Origin of the sequence: Campylobacter sp. RM15925 (genome assembly GCF_012978775.1) — a bacterium.
GTDB lineage: Bacteria > Campylobacterota > Campylobacteria > Campylobacterales > Campylobacteraceae > Campylobacter_A > Campylobacter_A canis.
Genome location: NZ_LIWP01000002.1, coordinates 185,879 through 202,174, shown reverse-complemented (window position 1 = coordinate 202,174; position 16,296 = coordinate 185,879). Strand labels below are relative to the sequence as shown.

Genomic DNA, 16,296 nt, shown 5'->3' with positions numbered 1-16,296 from the left:
CATACGATATTTCTTACGAAAGTGCCTTCGTCCGAGACGGTTATAGTGTCATTACCCGTTCCGCCAAAGACATTTTGCGCTTGAGATTTACCGTCAAATACTATAGTGTCTGTTCCTTTATTGCCCTCTACATTGCCTGATATATTGGCTCCGCCTCCAATCGCCTTGCCATTATCGTCTTTTTCTGTTCCCGTTACGGTTATAGAATCGTCGCCGTCTCCGCCCCGCACGGCTTTAGCCGATCCTCCTGATACTGTGATATTATCTTTTCCCGCTCCGCCTAGGACTTCGCCTCCGATAGCAGCTTTGTTTGCATTGATAACATCATCTTCGCCGCGAGTATCGATATTGCCTTTTATCTCGCTGTTTTCTACCGTTACGCTATCTTTGGCGCCGTCCGCGCCTTTTACGCTGCCTCCTACAACAGAAGCTTCGCTAACTTTTATATTTTGTTCGTAAAGCGGATTTTTAGCTTCAATATCGCCTGTTACAGTAGAATTTTTTATGATAACTTCGCTTGCTCCGTTAGTGTAGACGTATCCTGTCATAGTCGCATTTCCGTTACTGTCTTTATCTCCTACCATGGCATTTTCTATCACTATCTTATCGTGAGCTGCTTTGTTAGTGGTAGAGCCTAAATTTGGAGTATCAAGATTTAAATCAGTAGAATTTCCAGAATTTACTTCTCTTAAAATTTTAGCACCATCAGATATCTGTATATAGTCATCGCCTGAGTTACCGTGAATTTGATTTACGATAGTTCCCGTTCCGGCAATACTTATAGTGTCGTTACCATCGTTACCTTCTATGGTATTAGGTATGTTAGCTCCGTCATTAACGGTGATATTATCATTGCCTTCATTACCGTATATGGCATCTACAGATCCGCCTGATACGGTTAATTCATCATCTCCGCTTTCGCCAAATATCTTTCCTTTTATTTGGCTACCGCTAGTATTAATGACATCATTTCCCGCTCCTGCGTAAATATTGTTGTGGATCGTAGAATTTTTGATCTCTATAGTATCATCTCCTCCTGCTGTTTTCCCACCATCGCCAAAGATAACTGCCACATCGTTTGCCTGAGAATGCGGACTTACTCCAACTTGTGAATTTTCTACGATGATGTGATCGCTTCCGCCTTCTCCTATTATCTTGTATCCTACTTTGGAGCCGTTTATAACTTTTACCGTAGAGTCTGAATAATCTCCTGCGTGTATGCTTCCGTGAACGGTAGAGTTGTCTAGAGTTATCTCTCTATGTCCTGTTCCGTTTAAGTCTATTGATTGATTGACGGTTGAATTTTCTATTCTTACATTTACATTGCCTGCAAAATCATGATCCTCAGCAGAGTCTCCTTCGGTGTTAAGCTCTTGTTCTATACCGCTTCTAACTCTTCTTTCCACTACCGAGCCGTCAAGAATATTTATCTCTCCAGCCCCCTTGCCGGCCTCTATATTTCCGCCGACCTTTGCTTGATTTTCTAATGTTATATTATCGTCTCCGTCTCTGCCGTAAATGTTTTTCTTAACCGTCGCATTGTCTATCTTGATATCATCATCGCCTGCACCGCTATTTATGGAGCCTTTTACTTTAGAATCAACTATGTTTATATCATCATCTCCGGCACCTGTAAATATACTACCTTCTACGGATGTATTTTCGCCTTCTACTGTTACCAGATCGTCTCCGTCGCCTGTATTGATATCGGTCAATACTTTTGCGCCGTTTTTAAAAGCCACTATATCATCTCCCGTTCCGGTAGAGACAAACTCAACATCAACTCCGTCTATGGTTATATCATCGCTATTATCTCCACCAAAGATTCTAGGAGGAGTAGCACCGTTTTCTAGGACTATTACTCTTTTGCCTTCGTAGTCAGGGTTATCCTTGCCGGCTTCGTTTGTGATAACAAGTCCTTTTGCATTATCTGAGCCTATTATTAAGGTTTTATTAGAATTTGTATACCAGCCGTCCTCTTTGGTAAATTCTTGCCCTTCAGGAACTTTTAAATAAGCCTTCTCAAATTCTACTTTTCCTTCGCCTTTTTCTGCTTTGCTAACCTCTATTTTAAAATTTTCAGGAAGAGTTTTTGTAAACCAAGGAGATAACTCCGAATCATCACTCAAATCAAATTTTACGTTGTTTCCTATACTGCTTGATTTATCGGCGTCAAATTCACTGTTTAAAGCCTCAAAATAATTAGTTTTTCTGCCACCTATTTCGGCTGTAGAGCTATCGGCTAGAGTTACTCCTTCTATATTAGGTCTATTATCTGTTATAACTTTATCGTCGTTATATACCGACAACTCCCTTACATACGCAGAAGATGGAATTTCTATCTGTGTTACAGGTTGCGGTTCGTTTGCCTCACTAGGATTATCAGGATTATTTGGTTGATTAGGCTCACTAGGATTGCTTGGCTGAGTAGGCTCATTTGGCTCAGGTTGAGTTGGATTATTTGGTTCGGCAGGCTCTATCGGATTTGGCTCATTTGGCTCAGGTTGAGTTGGTTTATTTGGTTCACTTGGTTCGGTAGGCTCTGTCGGATTATTCGGTTGATTAGGCTCACTAGGATTGCTTGGCTGAGTAGGCTCATTTGGCTCAGGTTGAGTTGGATTATTTGGTTCATTTGAGTCGTTAGGCTTAGTATCTTCTGTAGAGCTGTTTGATTCGGTCGAATTTTGTTGTTCTATTAAAGGATTGCTTTGCTCTGCCGTATTGTTAGTGGCGGTTGATCCTAATGATGAAGATGTTTGAAACTGTGGTTGTGTAGTATTGTTTAAATCACCAAAACCTTCAAATACGTTACTAATACTACCTGAATCGGTAAAATTTGTTGATGACAAGCTAGTTCCATCTAAACTATTGCTTCCGGTGCCACCGCCTGCAGCTGTAGCTTCTAAATTTTCAACCCCTTGACCCTCTAAAATAGCTTTTTGTAACCCGCTTATATCGGCTAATACATTACTATTAGAGCCTGAATCTATTAAAGATTGATCCAAGACAAGCTCGTCATTGCCAAGTATAGCAACTTCTTTTCCGTTCATAGTAGCAATAATTACCTTTGAGTCTGGGGTAAGCGTAACAACCTTATCTCCGATAGCTATCTTATCACCCACATTTAATACTCTTTGGTTCCCATTGGCATCTATCACTATGACATTGCCTGAAATTTGTTTTATGATCCCTGCTAAATTTTGCATTTTTAAACATCCTTTTTGAATTTTGTGTAAGAATTATAGCCATAAATAAGGATATAAATATATTGTACTTTGGTACAGTATCCAAAAATCGTAGTATTTTTTCAAATTTACAAAATATATAAATTTAAAATCCATATTGCATCAAGCATCGGAATTTGCAGAAAAATGTAGCATTTACTGTATAACAACCTTGTTTCTGCCATTTTTCTTGCCTACGTACATCTGCTCGTCAGCCGCTCTGATCATATCTTGGATGTTGTTAAAATTTAAAGAGCTCACGCCACCAAAAGTGATGGTTACTGAAAATCTTATATCCTCGTATTTTATGATTTTTTGCTCTATTTTTTTGCGTATACGATTTAAAATTTTCTCGACTTTTTCTTTACTTAGCTTGTCCTCTTTGCCCGCACTTTTAATCAGTATCAAAAACTCTTCTCCGCCCCATCGAGAGATTATGTCATTTATCCTGCACTCATTTTTTAAAATAGCCGATATCTCGGCCAGTGCGACATCTCCGCACTCATGTCCGTAGGTGTCATTAACCGCCTTAAAGTGATCTATATCGCCAAAAATCAGATAGAAATTTCCCTCGTTTTTCTCTTGAGTCATATCAATACTTTTTAGTATATCGTTCATCTGTCTTCTCGTCGTAAGCCCCGTAAGCTCATCGGTTTTTACGATATTTTTTATATGCTCGATCTCGTTTTTTAAAAATACCATCTCCATCGCTTTTGAAATTTTAAGCACCCTCTCTACGAAAAATATAAGTATGAATGCAAAGATTATATTAAGCCTAACTAGCAGATCATCGGCTGAATTTATCTGCAAGATAGGGATTTTAAGATTGGCTGAAAAGTATAAGTATATGTATAGGATCGATTGAATGATTCCTAGCGAATAAAAAACTCCGCGCTCTTTAAAAGGAACCGTTATGGAAAGGATTATAAACGGCACAAACCAAGTTTGAAAGCCCATATGCCAGCCGAGATTTATCGTTGAAATGGTTATAAAAACGGTCGCTTCTATAAAACAGGTAAGTACGGCTATCTTTTGGTGCCGCTGTAAAAATTTCAAAGCCCCGCCAAATACGATTATACTAATGATATTATAAGTCATCATCAGCTTATTGCCGTTATATAAAAATATAAACTCAAACACTACATGTATAAGAAATCCGACTAGAATAAGCCAGAAGTAAAACGGCGCTTTTGATGTATGATGTAGAGATTTTTTTAATTTATCATAAGCTATCATTTTCGTGTTCCGCTAAGTATAAATTTAAAGTCATATACCTTTGGTTTGCATACTGTATAAAATCCGTTAAAATTATTATACAAGCTATTTTATTAATTATTAATTATTTTTTTGTATGAAATTGCAAGAAATTTTAGTAAAAGAGCGTTTAAATTTAGCCCTTTTACTAAAGTAAATTTATACTATCTTTTTGATGACGTCTAGGATTAGATTGCACTTTGGCACGATTGAGTTTACGACTAGATATTCGCTCTTTGAGTGCATGTTGCCACCTGTAGGCCCAAGTCCGTCTATAGTAGGGCAACCCGCCGAAGATGCGATGTTTCCGTCGCTTAATCCGCCCGCATCGACCCAGCTTACTTTGACTCCGCTTTCTTTTGCAACTTCATCAAATACCGCTTTGATCTTTGGCAAATTCGCCTCATCTATCATCGGACCTTCTTCGTTTGTTAGAATTTTTTTATGCGTTACGCCTTGGACAAAAGGCTTGCTTAAAATTTCATCTAACTTTTGCTTACAAAACTCAACCGAAGAGGCGAATTTATATCTCATCTCAAAATTTACCGAAGCAAAATCAGGCACTACGTTTTGCGCTGTTCCGCCGTTTGTCATTATGGAGTTAAAGGTGTGTCCCGCGGTAAAGTCGGTTAATTTAGAAAGCTCAACTATGAAATTTGCCGCCTCAACTACCGCCGAGCGACCCCGCTCAGGATGATTTCCTGCGTGTGCCGAGACTCCGTGAAATTCAACCGTGTAGGCAAGCATACCCTTTCTGGTTGCTACCATCGAGCCGTCTTCTCTGGCAGGCTCCATCACAAGGCAATATTTTGACTTCTTGGCATACTCTCTTATCTGATCTTTTGTAAAATTTGAGCCCGTTTCTTCGTGGGAATTTAAAAATACCGCCACATTAAGCTTGCTTAGATCAAGGTCTTTTATGACGTATAAAGATAGCAAAGCACCCGCCTTATCGTCTATCACGCCAAGTGCGTTTATCTTGCCGTCATTTTCTTTAAAAGGCACATCTTTACCCCAGCCAACAGGGAAAACCGTATCCATATGCCCCACAAAAAGTATGTCGAAATTTTGCGCTTCAGGATTGTTTGATATCAGCAAACAGTCAGCCACTTTATCGGTGTTAAGCTTGATTATCTTATGCTTTAACCCTAGCGAATTTGCTTTATCTATGAACCATTTTGCGACCGAATTTACGCCCTCTATATGCGAAGTAGGGCTTTCTATCTGCGTTAGCTGTTTAAGTTCATCTAAAAATTGAGCCAACTCTTCTTGTTTCATCATGACTCCTTTTAGACGATGATGCTCATTACAAACATCGCAAGATAGGCGTTCAGGATACAAATTCCAAAAAGCACCGCATAGTGTCTGCCCGGAATTCCAAGCACGCCTAAAACTCTACCCATATACTGCACGGTTGAGCCTACAAGCGCCATTCCTGGAAGCAATACGGCTATGTCGCCTGCGGTTAACGTGCCTGCTTGAACCAAGGCTACAAGTACGCCCGCCGAGCCTCCCCAGCTTAAAAACGCAGCCATAAATACGGCTATGGATTCACCGGGAAGCCCAAGCGGCACCATGATAAAGCCAAGGTAGTTTCCTATGATTTTAAGAGCTCCGGATACGTTTAATATATATATGATGACAAATGCCATCAAAACATTTGGGATAGTGTTGTGTATGGCGATATCCCAACCTTTTCTTGCGCCCTCTACAAATACGTCCGTTAGTAGTTTATTGTTTGTTTTATCACTCATACTTCATCCTCGTCGTCTTTTACGAATTTTTTGACATAAAGTCTCATTAAATTTGCACCAAAAACTTTAAAAACAAAGATTATACCGAGGCAAAGCGCGATAGAGGCGGGCGCTAAAGCCCCGTTTTTATCCGGTATCACAAGTAACGGCGCAAAAGATGCTAAGAAATTCGTAATCATAGCTCCCGCGCTAAATTGAAACGCCGCAAATATCAAAAGTTCCTTGTGTGTCATCTTGCCCTCTTGACGCAAAAATTTTGCCGTAGAGCTACCGGCATCGGTACTTTGAGTGCTTGCCATAAGCGATATCGAGCAAGCTCCGGGGATCCCCATCATAGGCTTTAATATAGGAGTAAGCCAAGCCGAAGCTGCATATAAAGCGTAGTATCTTTCAAATATCGCAACAAATCCAAGCGCAAGCATAACGCTAGGAACGAGGCTCAATGCAAATAAAAATCCGCCTTTTGCACTAGTTCCGCCTGCAGTCTTAAACCACTCGGGGAATTGACCCGTGAGCTTACTGAAGTCAAAAATTCCGCCTGCAATATCTTTGGTGAAGCCGCCAAAGAAAACTATAGCCGCTATCAAAGCGACGGTGCCGATAATCAGCTTTTTGGTATCTCTTGTCTCTTGCATTAAGCCTCCTTGGTAGATAAGTAAATGTAATACAAATATACATTTAAAAGACTTAATAAAGAGTTAAAAATAGCAGTCAATAATAAAAATATTTTTTAAATTTATATTTTAAGATTAGATTTAAAATGAATCAAATTTGGATTAAATTTAAGTTAAGGCGGCAAGCATTTTACTCGCCGCTTGTGGTTTGCTGATGTCTATATCCGATATTTGTTTCAAATTCTTTTAGACGCTTGTGTATAGAGCGAAGTTCGGTGATAGTAGTCCAGTTGTTTATAAAGACCGAAAATGAATTTCTAACCTGTGAGAATGCGTTATTTACCTGCATCATAATGCCAAGCGTGATAAGTCCCGAAAAGAGTCCCGGTCCCATAATGATAAGCGGAACTATCACCATAAGTTGCCTAAAGAAGTTGATCCACACATCAAAATACCCGTAGTGCAAAAATAGCTTGTTGTAGTTAAATTTAAGCCCCGTAAAAAGCTCTGCTAGAGTTTCCGTGTGCGCGTAGTTTTTCTTATCGTCCTCTCCGTAAACCAGCTCTTTTCTAAAAGCCGCTTCGACTTTTTGGTTGTTGTATTCAAGCCCCGGAAGCATAATACCCACAAACCAAGATATGACAAGACCGCCTACGCTAACTATAAGAGCTATCCACACAAGAGAGCCGGGAATGTCTTTTAGGTAAGGTATATCAACGCCCTTGCTAAGACCCCAAAGTATCGGTATGAAGGCAATTAGCTTCATGATGGCTCTAGCTACTTGAAGCCCCAGGCTTTCTACTATCCTTGCAAATCTATAAATATCTTCTTGGATACGTTGCGAGCTACCTTCTATATCTTTTTCTACGCTTCTCCAATACTTCAAGTAGTCAAAAGTCATAGCTTCGCGCCATTTAAACGTCCAAATTCTAGTAAAATAATTTGTGATCGTGATGATAAAAATATACGGAAACGCAAGATAGCAAAAATCTTTGATGCTGCTCCAAAAATCGTTTATATTATGATCTTTTATCTTTTGAAGCATATCGTAAAATTCTTTGTACCAGTTGTTTATCTTTACGTTTATATCTGTTTGTATATAAAGCGAAAGGAGTAAAAATAAAACTCCAAGATATGCCCACCACGCCCATTTTCTGCTCTTAAAAAACGATGAAAACAATTTATCTCCTTTGAAAAACGGATAATGATAACTAAAAAAAGTTTAAATATTTCATAAAAACTATGAAAATAATAGTATTAAAAATAGTTATCGCTTTTTAATTTATAACTAATAAAATAGTCTATTTTAAGTAGTAAAATAGCATTTGATATGAATTTATACTTCAGAAATAAGCTTAAATTTACCAAATATATTTTGTACTACTGCTCCGAAGATCAAAAAATTTTAATTAGAGGTATATATTAATTGATAATTTCTTTTTTCATAAAATTAAAAAACCACTACACATCAATCACTTTGATATCCTCAAATAAGAGCCGTTCAAATGTTTTCAAAATTTCATCAAGTTACAGGTAAAATACTAATTTTTAATTTTTTGCTTTTATCTAGCCCCTTAAATTCCTTAACATAACCAAGTGCACCATCGATACATTCAAGCCAAAATTCGCTGTTTTTTATATCTTTATCAAAGTGTTTTTTGATGATGTCATCTACGCTCATTTTGCCGGTATCTCTTAAAAACGCTTTGTAAATTTCAAAGAAATTGGGCTCTTTGGCTCTAAATTTCTCTATCAAAAACTGCGATATGAGATATCCGACCGTGTAAGGGTAATTGTAGATGTATTGATCGGTTTTATAAAAATGCAGCTTAAAATAAGGCAAAAACTCCTCCATATCTTGCGTGCTGTCGCCATACCACTTTTGCCAAGCGTTTTTTATCATCTCTTTTGCCTCTTTTGGCGTTACCAAGCCTTTGCTTCTAGCCTTTATAAAGTCGGTCTCAAAGCTATATCTAACCGAAATATGAAGCATGAAATTTGCAGCCGATTTAAGCTCTTGCCAAAGGATATCAAATAGCAAATTTTCATCTGCGTTTTTCTTTATGTATTCTCTTAGTACAGCCTCGTTAAACGTGCTTGCGATTTCGGCTAAACTCATAGGAAATTCCGTCTGAATGCTTGGCATATCACGCATTATCCAGTAGTGCCACGCATGCCCAAGCTCATGGGCTTGCTGTATCATATGAGCTTGTGTGCCCATGTAACTAGAAAAAATTCTAGCCTGCTTAAGTTCGTTAAACCTCGTATAAAAGGCGCCCGCGGCTTTGTTTTCTTTTACGCTTGCTTCTATCCAGCGATTTTTAAGCATCAAATTTATAAATTGTGAAATTTCTTCGCCTAAAGCCGATTTTATAGTATCTATTGCCTCAGTATAAGGAATTTGCGACTTGCCGGAAAACGGTGAAGGCGCCAGCAGATCGCACGCACTCATAAGCTCTTTGCCAAGATAGCTTGCTCTTAGCGTTACAGCCTCTCTTATCTTGCCAGCTCTCTTCTCAAGCGCGCAGTACATAGCATTGACGGCTTGTGGGCTTATTTTGTTTTGCTCAAAACTCGGCAGGAAAATATCGCATTTGGCATCTTTAAATTTGGCCTGCCTAAATCCGTGTAGCATATTTAAAGCATCGATATAAACAGGCGCATGCTTTTGATAATGCTTGCTAAGTTCGTTAAATATGTTTTGGCGAAGGACGCCGTCTGGCGAACCTTTTAAAATTCCCGCGCACTTTGCAAAGCCGTAGCTTTTCGTTTCACCCAAGCTATCAGCAGCCTTAATATCTATTAGATTGTTCAAATGAATAAAAATTCCATAAATAGGCGTGAAATTGCTCTGCTCAAGCTCGCTAAAAATTTCTTTATTTGTTAAATTTTGACTCCAGCTGTTTTTTTGCTCTTCGTAGTAAAATTTCCAGTGCGAAAGTCCAAATTTTTCCCACTCTTCATCGCTTAGTTTGCTAAATTTAGCCATCATCTCTTGCTTGATCATCTCAAGTTTTGAAATTTCGCTTTGAATTTCTGACTCTATCGCGATAGCTTGTTCGTTTTTGGTGTTTTCGCTCATTTTGCAGCGACAAAACGCCTTTAAAGAAGATAGCTTGTCAAAGCCTTCCTCGTAAAGCCCTACAAGATCTTTAACTAAAAATTCCTTTGAATGAATCAGGCTCAAAGCCTTGTTTATTATATCCTTTGCGCCTTTTAGCGAGCGAGCAAAATTCTCATGCTCAAAACCGACATAAGCATCATCAAAGCTCCATTGCGGCAGGGTTTGCTCCTCCATAACCACTCCTTAAAGCACAAGTAAAAATACAAATATATGATGGCTGATAAGTCCCATTATGGCAGGAACCGAGCAGCGTTTTACCAGACTTAGCGGATTGCATTTTAGCATTCCGGCTATGGCTACCACCACTCCTGCAACAGGCGATAACGGGCGCGCGATAGTTGAAGCTTGATGCATAGGAAGAACAAGCATCACGGGGCTTACGTTGAGTTTGGTTGCGATTTGAGGCGCAAGCTCGACAAGAGGATAAAAGCTAGCTCCATTTGAGCCAGCGATTATGGCAACTACAGTCGTGATGAGCACAAATACGACCGACATGCCAAATCCTCCAAGCCCAAGCGTATTTGCAAGACTTACAATGCTATCAAGCATGCCAAGGGATTTAAATCCTTGAGCAAAGACTCCTGCTGCGATGATGAGAGCAACCACTCCGCTTAAACTGCGTCCCATGGCTTGCAAAAAGACTTTTAGTCCCTCCGCTAAAGGATCAAATTTAAATCCATGTCTTATAGCTTCAAAGCACATCGCGATAACGACTGAAAGTAAGATGATAGCCGAGATGTTTAGCTTTATTGATTTTAAGCAGTATTCGGAAAATACCACGACTAATATCATCGGCAAAAACGGCAATATGGCGTAAATTTTAGGCGCACTTGCGGTAGGCGGCTTTGTAGCTTCGTCAAATTCTATCGTATCGCCTACATGCTCGCTAGGCGCCCAGCCTTCTTTTTTGTCTAAATATCTATTCCAAAAAACTAGCGCGATGCCTATTACTATGGAAGTCGGCAAGGCGGCTGGAATTTTGTACAAAAATACATAATCAAGCAGCGAAAGCGAAGTAGCCTTGGCCGAAGCGGCGGTTGAAGCGCCTATTAGCACCATAGAAGCGGCACCCGACATGCAGCAGATTGAGCCCACTGTGAGTTTATTCAGTCCAAGTGAGATAAGAATAGGCCCAAGAAGCGCAAGACAAAGCACGCCAAGACCTGCGGCACTTGTGATAACCATGCTTATAAGTTTTGCTATGGCAAATGCCACAAATATCATAAAATACGGGCTTTTTATCTTTGCAAGCCGCCCCGTAGTAAGCGACACAAACGCACCGTTTGCTCCGATATGCGTCATGTAGGTCGCAAAACCTACCATGAACATGATCAAAAGTCCAAGATCAGCCATGCGGTCTGAAAACATATACCTGATGTATTCTATGATATCCAGATATTCGTTGCCTGTAGGCGTAGCTTTTTTAGGCATGAATTTGCCAGTTTGAAGAACGATTGAACAAATAAGCATAAATACGCCCGATAAAAATAGCGTTAGCGGAGCGTATTTACCCTTGATAATCGCCCAGCCCACGATAAATAGCACTACCGAACCGATGATAACGCCAAGCATTTGATCTCCTTTTTGTGTGAATTTGTTTTGAAAATTTTGTTTGCAGTTAGTGAAATTTGAGGTAAATTTGAAGTTATTAAAATTTGTTTTATTGTTTTGTTTCTTAAATTTTTAGTTTTATTTATTATTTTTTGTAGCTTTTTAAAAGTATCTTTCATACATTGAATTTTATCCTGCTTTTCTTGTAAATTTAATAAATTTTTAAAAGCTTAAATTTAATATCTGCATAAAAAGCGTTTATATATGAAAGCGATAAACTATCTAAGATTGGTTGCTTAATAAATAAAATCTTTATCATTCATTAAATAAATATGCCAAAATTTATAGCTTATTTTTAGGGAAAATAATTGTGATATAATTACCAGATTATATTTAAGGGATTAAATGCTTCAGATTATTTTAGCCGCACTTCTTGCTCTACTTTTAGTAGGCATTATATACGTTATATCAGATGAAATGCATGATGAGGATTATTAGTTTTTTACCAGCTCTTTAATACTATCTCTTATATTTTCTATGGTTAAATTTGAAACTTCGTTTACGAGCTTACCTTTTTTATCAAGCAGATATATCGACGAGCTATGAGCTACCGAATAATCCATAGCTGATTTTTCAAGTCTTATCTTTTTATATTTAGCTCCGTAAGTTTGAGTTACTTTTTTTAGATTATCCACGACAAGTCCGTAGGAGTTGGGATAGAAGTATTTGGCGTATTCATCCATCGCTTGTGGCGTGTCGCGCTCGGGATCAAGCGTGATAAAAAGCACTACGATATCATCTCTTTTAATCTCGCCAAGTACGCTGCTAACAAGCCCAAGCGTAGCAGGACAGACATCGGGACAGGAGCCAAAGCCAAAGTAAATGATTTTATATTTGCCGTCAAAGCTTTTTAGAGTTACATCGCCGTTAACGCTCTTGGCGCTGAAGTTGTAAACTCCTCCGTTTGCGTATTTGATGCCTAAAAATACTCCTGCGGAGATGATCATTATAAACACGACGATCGAAGAAAAAAGCTTCATCTTGGCTCCTTATTGTTTTAAGTCAAAGTCTATGTAAAGCCCTGTTTTTTTGCCCTCGTCAAGCACTTCAAAGCGGTATCTCATCAGGCTTATTATGCATGCGCTTAGCACGACATCGGCTTTGTATTCGTTTTCTCTTTTTTCGAGCTTGGCTTTTATCACGCCCATTTCCATATTTACACCGTGAATTTCTAGACTCGGTTCTTTGAAATTTAGCTCATTGAGCCCCTCTATCCACATGGACACGGGCTGCATCACATAAACAGGTCTTGGCGAGAGGCTGAAATTTATCGTTTTGCCTTTAAATTTGACAGGGCATGAGAAATTTGAGTTCATATCGCATTCAAGCGGAGTTAAATTCGTATCAACTTCGGCAAATTCGCTCTCTTGATTTTGTGATTTCTCGCTAAACAGATAAAATCCACCCGCCACAAAGGCTACGGCAAAAATGAGTGCGGCTATAATTTTTTTATTCATCTTAGTGCTTGCTCATATTTTCTTTTTTCATAACCGGTTTGGCAATCACATCTTTAAGCTCAACTTTTGAGCCGTTGTCAAACTCAAGCGTTATGTCTATCTTGTCACCGTCTTTTACGGGCGCAAATATATTCATAAACATCACGTGAAGTCCGCCTGGTTTGAGGCTTACCTCGCTTTTGGCAGGAATTTCTATATCATCGACCTGAATCATCTGCATCATGCCTTCTGCGTGCTTATGAGTGTGCAGTTCGGCGGTTTTTGAGATGTTTGAGCTTGCCGCGATCAGTTTTATGTTTTTGTCCGTATTATTTTTAATATCCATAAAAGCCGCGCTATTTTTTACATGCGGAGGAGTGGCTTTTGCAAAAGCGTTTGAAACTTCAATATCGGCTGCATTTGCCACACAAAAAGCCAAGGTCAAAGCACAGAATAACGCCATTTTTTTCATCATTTACCCTTTTAAAATTTTATTAACAAATGTAAATTATATCAGAAAATATATTTTTTAAAATTTAAACTCGCTGTGCTATAATTGGGCTTTTTATTATCACTGCATAGGGTTTTGTTTGAAAAAATTATTTATATATTGCACGCTTGCCGTCTTTGCTTTTGCTAGCACGGAAAATTTGAAAGATATCGGTTACTGGAAGGATAAATTTGTCGGCAAGGATTTGAAATTTGGTTATTATGAAGCTAAAACTACGATAATCACGGTAAATAAACACACGAAAGATATGCGAACGTTTTTTTATGAAGACGGCGTTTTAAACGAGAAATTTACTCAAAACGTAATCACCGGCAAAAAGGGCGATAAGAAAAAAGAGGGTGATTTAAAAACTCCTGTGGGCGTATATGATATCACGAGTCGCTTCACCCCGCCGGATCGATACTACGGACCGCTTGCATTTGAACTTTCGTATCCGAATTTACTTGATAAAATCTCTAAAAAAACAGGCAGCGGTATCTGGATACACGGCTTTCCTATGGACGGCAGACGCGATAATGAGATTAGGACAAGAGGCTGTGTGGCGATGGATAACGATAGACTTTTGAAATTCGGCAAAGTCATACAAGCTAGCGCTTTGGTGCTTATCGATGAAAGGCATGATACCGTTGCAAATGATGATGATATAGCCCAAATAATGGCTCTTGTGTTTAGCTGGAAGAGCTCTTGGAAGAGTAATGATATAGATAGATATTTGAAATTTTATTCCAAGGATTTTGTACGGTTTGACGGGATGAATTTTAGTGAATTTGTGAAATTTAAAAAGAGAATTTTTGCTAAAAACGAACAAAAAGAGATAAAATTCTCAAATTTCGCCGTTACTCCCTATCCGAATGTGGAAAATTTAAAAATTTATAGAGTTATTTTTCATGAGGATTATAAAGCTCCGTCGCATAAATTTAGCGGCAAAAAAGAGCTTTATGTAAGGCTTGAAAACGGCAAAGCAAAGATCATAACGGAGAGGTAAAATGCAAGAAAAAAGTGAAATTGTAAAGTCTAAGATAGAAGCGATCTTAAAGGCTCGCAGCGAGTTTTTTGCCGAGCTTGATAAACAGGTGCCAAAGATAGAAGGCACTGACGTATTTGATTTTAGCAAGTGCGAAAATGGCGATTTAAAGGCGATTTATGCGAAATTTTACGCTTATGATTACGGTGTGCGAAAGCTTTTGCCCGATGTATATGAAGCTTACGGCGTGAAATTTAATGTCTGAAATTTTATTAAATCGCGCCGCATATCTTAATAACCTTTCTAAAATTTGCGCCAAAGCGGGCGGAAAAGAGCGTGTAATACTGGTGCTTAAAGACAATGCTTACGGGCATGGAGTGGATTTAATCGCTTGTGAAGCTGCAAAATTCGGCGTAGAATTTGCGGCCGTCAAAAACGAAACGGAAGCAAGACAGATAGAGAAGCATTTTAAACAAATCCTTATCCTTTCGCACCTTCCTACAGGAAAAGAGAGCGAGAAATTTATCTATGCCGTAAATGACATCTCAAATTTAAATATCTTAAAACACGGCACAAGAGTTCATTTTGCTATCGATACGCTCATGCACAGAAACGGTATCGCCATAGACGAGATAGAGCTCGCCTGTAAAACGGCTTGCCAAAGAGGACTTAGAGTATGCGGAGCTTATACGCATTTTCGCTCGGCGGATGAGGTGAGTAGCGATTATTTCGTGCAAAGAGAAAATTTCAAAACCGCAAAAGAGCTTATCATAAAATTTAGCGGCGAAAGTAAGGAAAATTTAACTTTTCATTCGCATAACTCTGCAGGACTTGAGAGATTTGGCAAGCTTGATGATGAGCTCGTAAGAGTAGGCATCGCTCAGTACGGCTACGCTCAGTTTGATGATAGTTTAAAACTTGAGCGAGTTTTAAGCCTTTATGCCGATAGGATTAGCTCTCGTGTGCTAAAAGCGGGGCAGGGTGTTGGATACGGCGGCAAATTTTGCGCCAAAGAGGATATGCAAATCGCAACTTACGACCTTGGTTATGGCGATGGGCTTTTACGATACGACGGAGTTGGAGAGCTAAATTTAGCAAGCGGCGAGCGAATTTTAGGCAAGATGTCTATGGATAACTTTTCTGCTCAAAACGTCGGAGAGCGAGTTTGCGTGATAAAAGACGCGCGAATTTGGGCGAAATTTTTTGATACGATAGAGTATGAAATCTTAGTAAAGCTTTCGCCAAATATTAATAGGCGATTTGTTTAATGAAAAATATGATCAAGCTTGGCTTAATTAATCGTATTTTTTAAATTTTAAGGCTAAAATACAAAAATTAATTTCAAAAATAAAGGGAAAATATGATTAAAAAGATTTTAGTTGCGTCAATTTGCGGGGTTTTGGCTATGGCTATGCCGCCAAGCGAGACACCGACCGAGAGTGATCACTCGCCTGAGCAAATCGCAAAAAGCATAGAGGTTGAGATATCGCCGAATTTACCGAAAAAACTAAGCGATTCTATCACTTTTAAAAATATCCAAGCCTTTGGAAATAAGCTTGTTTACAGCTATCAGGTTTTTGATACACCAAAGGCCGAATTTAGCAAATTTAGTTGGCAAGCTATCGAGCAAGAGAAGAAAATCAGATTCGAAGGCGTTATGAGAACGGTTTGCGCTGCTGAAGATGCTAGAGCGATGCTAAATTTAGGTGTCGTGATGGAGTATCGCTACACTCTTGAAAACGGAAATTTCTTCTATCAATTCAAAGTAAGCAAGGAAGATTGCGAGCGCAATAAATTTTAAATT

15 protein-coding genes are annotated in these 16,296 nt (G+C 38.9%); 4 read left to right on the top strand and 11 right to left on the bottom strand.

Going from position 1 to position 16,296, the window contains the following annotated elements; translation table 11 throughout:
• The 11 genes from CDOM15925_RS02345 to CDOM15925_RS02295 form a co-directional block, all read right to left on the bottom strand.
• Positions 1 to 3,206 (bottom strand): retention module-containing protein (locus tag CDOM15925_RS02345; RefSeq protein WP_169940689.1); only part of this gene is annotated, 3,206 nt, incomplete at its 3' end.
• A gap of 174 nt (positions 3,207 to 3,380) precedes the next feature.
• Entirely contained in the window at positions 3,381 to 4,460 is a 1,080-nt protein-coding gene (locus tag CDOM15925_RS02340; RefSeq protein ID WP_169940687.1) for a GGDEF domain-containing protein, read from the bottom strand.
• 177 nt (positions 4,461 to 4,637) lie between these two features.
• Positions 4,638 to 5,756 (bottom strand): M20/M25/M40 family metallo-hydrolase, encoded by a 1,119-nt coding sequence (locus CDOM15925_RS02335; RefSeq protein WP_169940685.1) that lies wholly within the window; start codon positions 5,754 to 5,756, stop codon positions 4,638 to 4,640.
• An 11-nt stretch (positions 5,757 to 5,767) separates the two neighbouring features.
• A complete protein-coding gene (locus tag CDOM15925_RS02330) occupies positions 5,768 to 6,232 on the bottom strand; it encodes a YjiG family protein (protein ID WP_169940683.1) in 465 nt (154 codons plus the stop codon).
• Positions 6,229 to 6,867, bottom strand: coding sequence for a nucleoside recognition domain-containing protein (locus CDOM15925_RS02325; protein WP_169940681.1), 639 nt, complete (start codon positions 6,865 to 6,867; stop codon positions 6,229 to 6,231). Before CDOM15925_RS02325 ends, CDOM15925_RS02330 begins: the two co-directional genes overlap by 4 nt.
• Before the next feature lie 169 nt (positions 6,868 to 7,036).
• Positions 7,037 to 8,026, bottom strand: a complete 990-nt coding sequence (locus CDOM15925_RS02320; RefSeq protein ID WP_169940679.1) for a putative transporter — start codon at positions 8,024 to 8,026, stop codon at positions 7,037 to 7,039.
• 342 nt (positions 8,027 to 8,368) lie between these two features.
• Complete coding sequence (locus CDOM15925_RS02315; RefSeq protein ID WP_169940677.1) at positions 8,369 to 10,144, bottom strand: gluzincin family metallopeptidase; 1,776 nt, start codon at positions 10,142 to 10,144, stop codon at positions 8,369 to 8,371.
• Positions 10,145 to 10,153: 9 nt separating this feature from the next.
• Positions 10,154 to 11,542, bottom strand: coding sequence for a C4-dicarboxylate transporter DcuC (dcuC, locus tag CDOM15925_RS02310; protein ID WP_169940675.1), 1,389 nt, complete (start codon positions 11,540 to 11,542; stop codon positions 10,154 to 10,156).
• Between the two features lie 473 nt (positions 11,543 to 12,015).
• Positions 12,016 to 12,561 (bottom strand): SCO family protein, encoded by a 546-nt coding sequence (locus tag CDOM15925_RS02305; protein ID WP_169940673.1) that lies wholly within the window; start codon positions 12,559 to 12,561, stop codon positions 12,016 to 12,018.
• Between the two features lie 9 nt (positions 12,562 to 12,570).
• Positions 12,571 to 13,038, bottom strand: a complete 468-nt coding sequence (locus CDOM15925_RS02300; protein ID WP_169940671.1) for a hypothetical protein — start codon at positions 13,036 to 13,038, stop codon at positions 12,571 to 12,573.
• Between the two features lies 1 nt (position 13,039).
• Positions 13,040 to 13,489, bottom strand: coding sequence for a copper chaperone PCu(A)C (locus CDOM15925_RS02295; RefSeq protein WP_169940669.1), 450 nt, complete (start codon positions 13,487 to 13,489; stop codon positions 13,040 to 13,042).
• A gap of 118 nt (positions 13,490 to 13,607) precedes the next feature.
• Between CDOM15925_RS02295 and CDOM15925_RS02290 the strand changes: the two genes are divergently transcribed.
• The 4 genes from CDOM15925_RS02290 (at position 13,608) to CDOM15925_RS02275 (ending at position 16,293) form a co-directional block, all read left to right on the top strand.
• The gene (locus tag CDOM15925_RS02290; RefSeq protein ID WP_169940667.1) at positions 13,608 to 14,513 is read left to right on the top strand and encodes a L,D-transpeptidase Cds6 family protein; all 906 of its coding nucleotides are present in this window, start codon (positions 13,608 to 13,610) and stop codon (positions 14,511 to 14,513) included.
• Between the two features lies 1 nt (position 14,514).
• Positions 14,515 to 14,757, top strand: a complete 243-nt coding sequence (gene cmeU / locus CDOM15925_RS02285) for a CmeU family protein (RefSeq protein ID WP_169940665.1) — start codon at positions 14,515 to 14,517, stop codon at positions 14,755 to 14,757.
• Positions 14,750 to 15,760, top strand: coding sequence for an alanine racemase (locus tag CDOM15925_RS02280; RefSeq protein WP_169940663.1), 1,011 nt, complete (start codon positions 14,750 to 14,752; stop codon positions 15,758 to 15,760). Before cmeU ends, CDOM15925_RS02280 begins: the two co-directional genes overlap by 8 nt.
• Positions 15,761 to 15,852: 92 nt before the next feature.
• Complete coding sequence (locus CDOM15925_RS02275; protein WP_169940661.1) at positions 15,853 to 16,293, top strand: hypothetical protein; 441 nt, start codon at positions 15,853 to 15,855, stop codon at positions 16,291 to 16,293.
• The last annotated feature ends 3 nt before the right edge of the window (positions 16,294 to 16,296 follow it).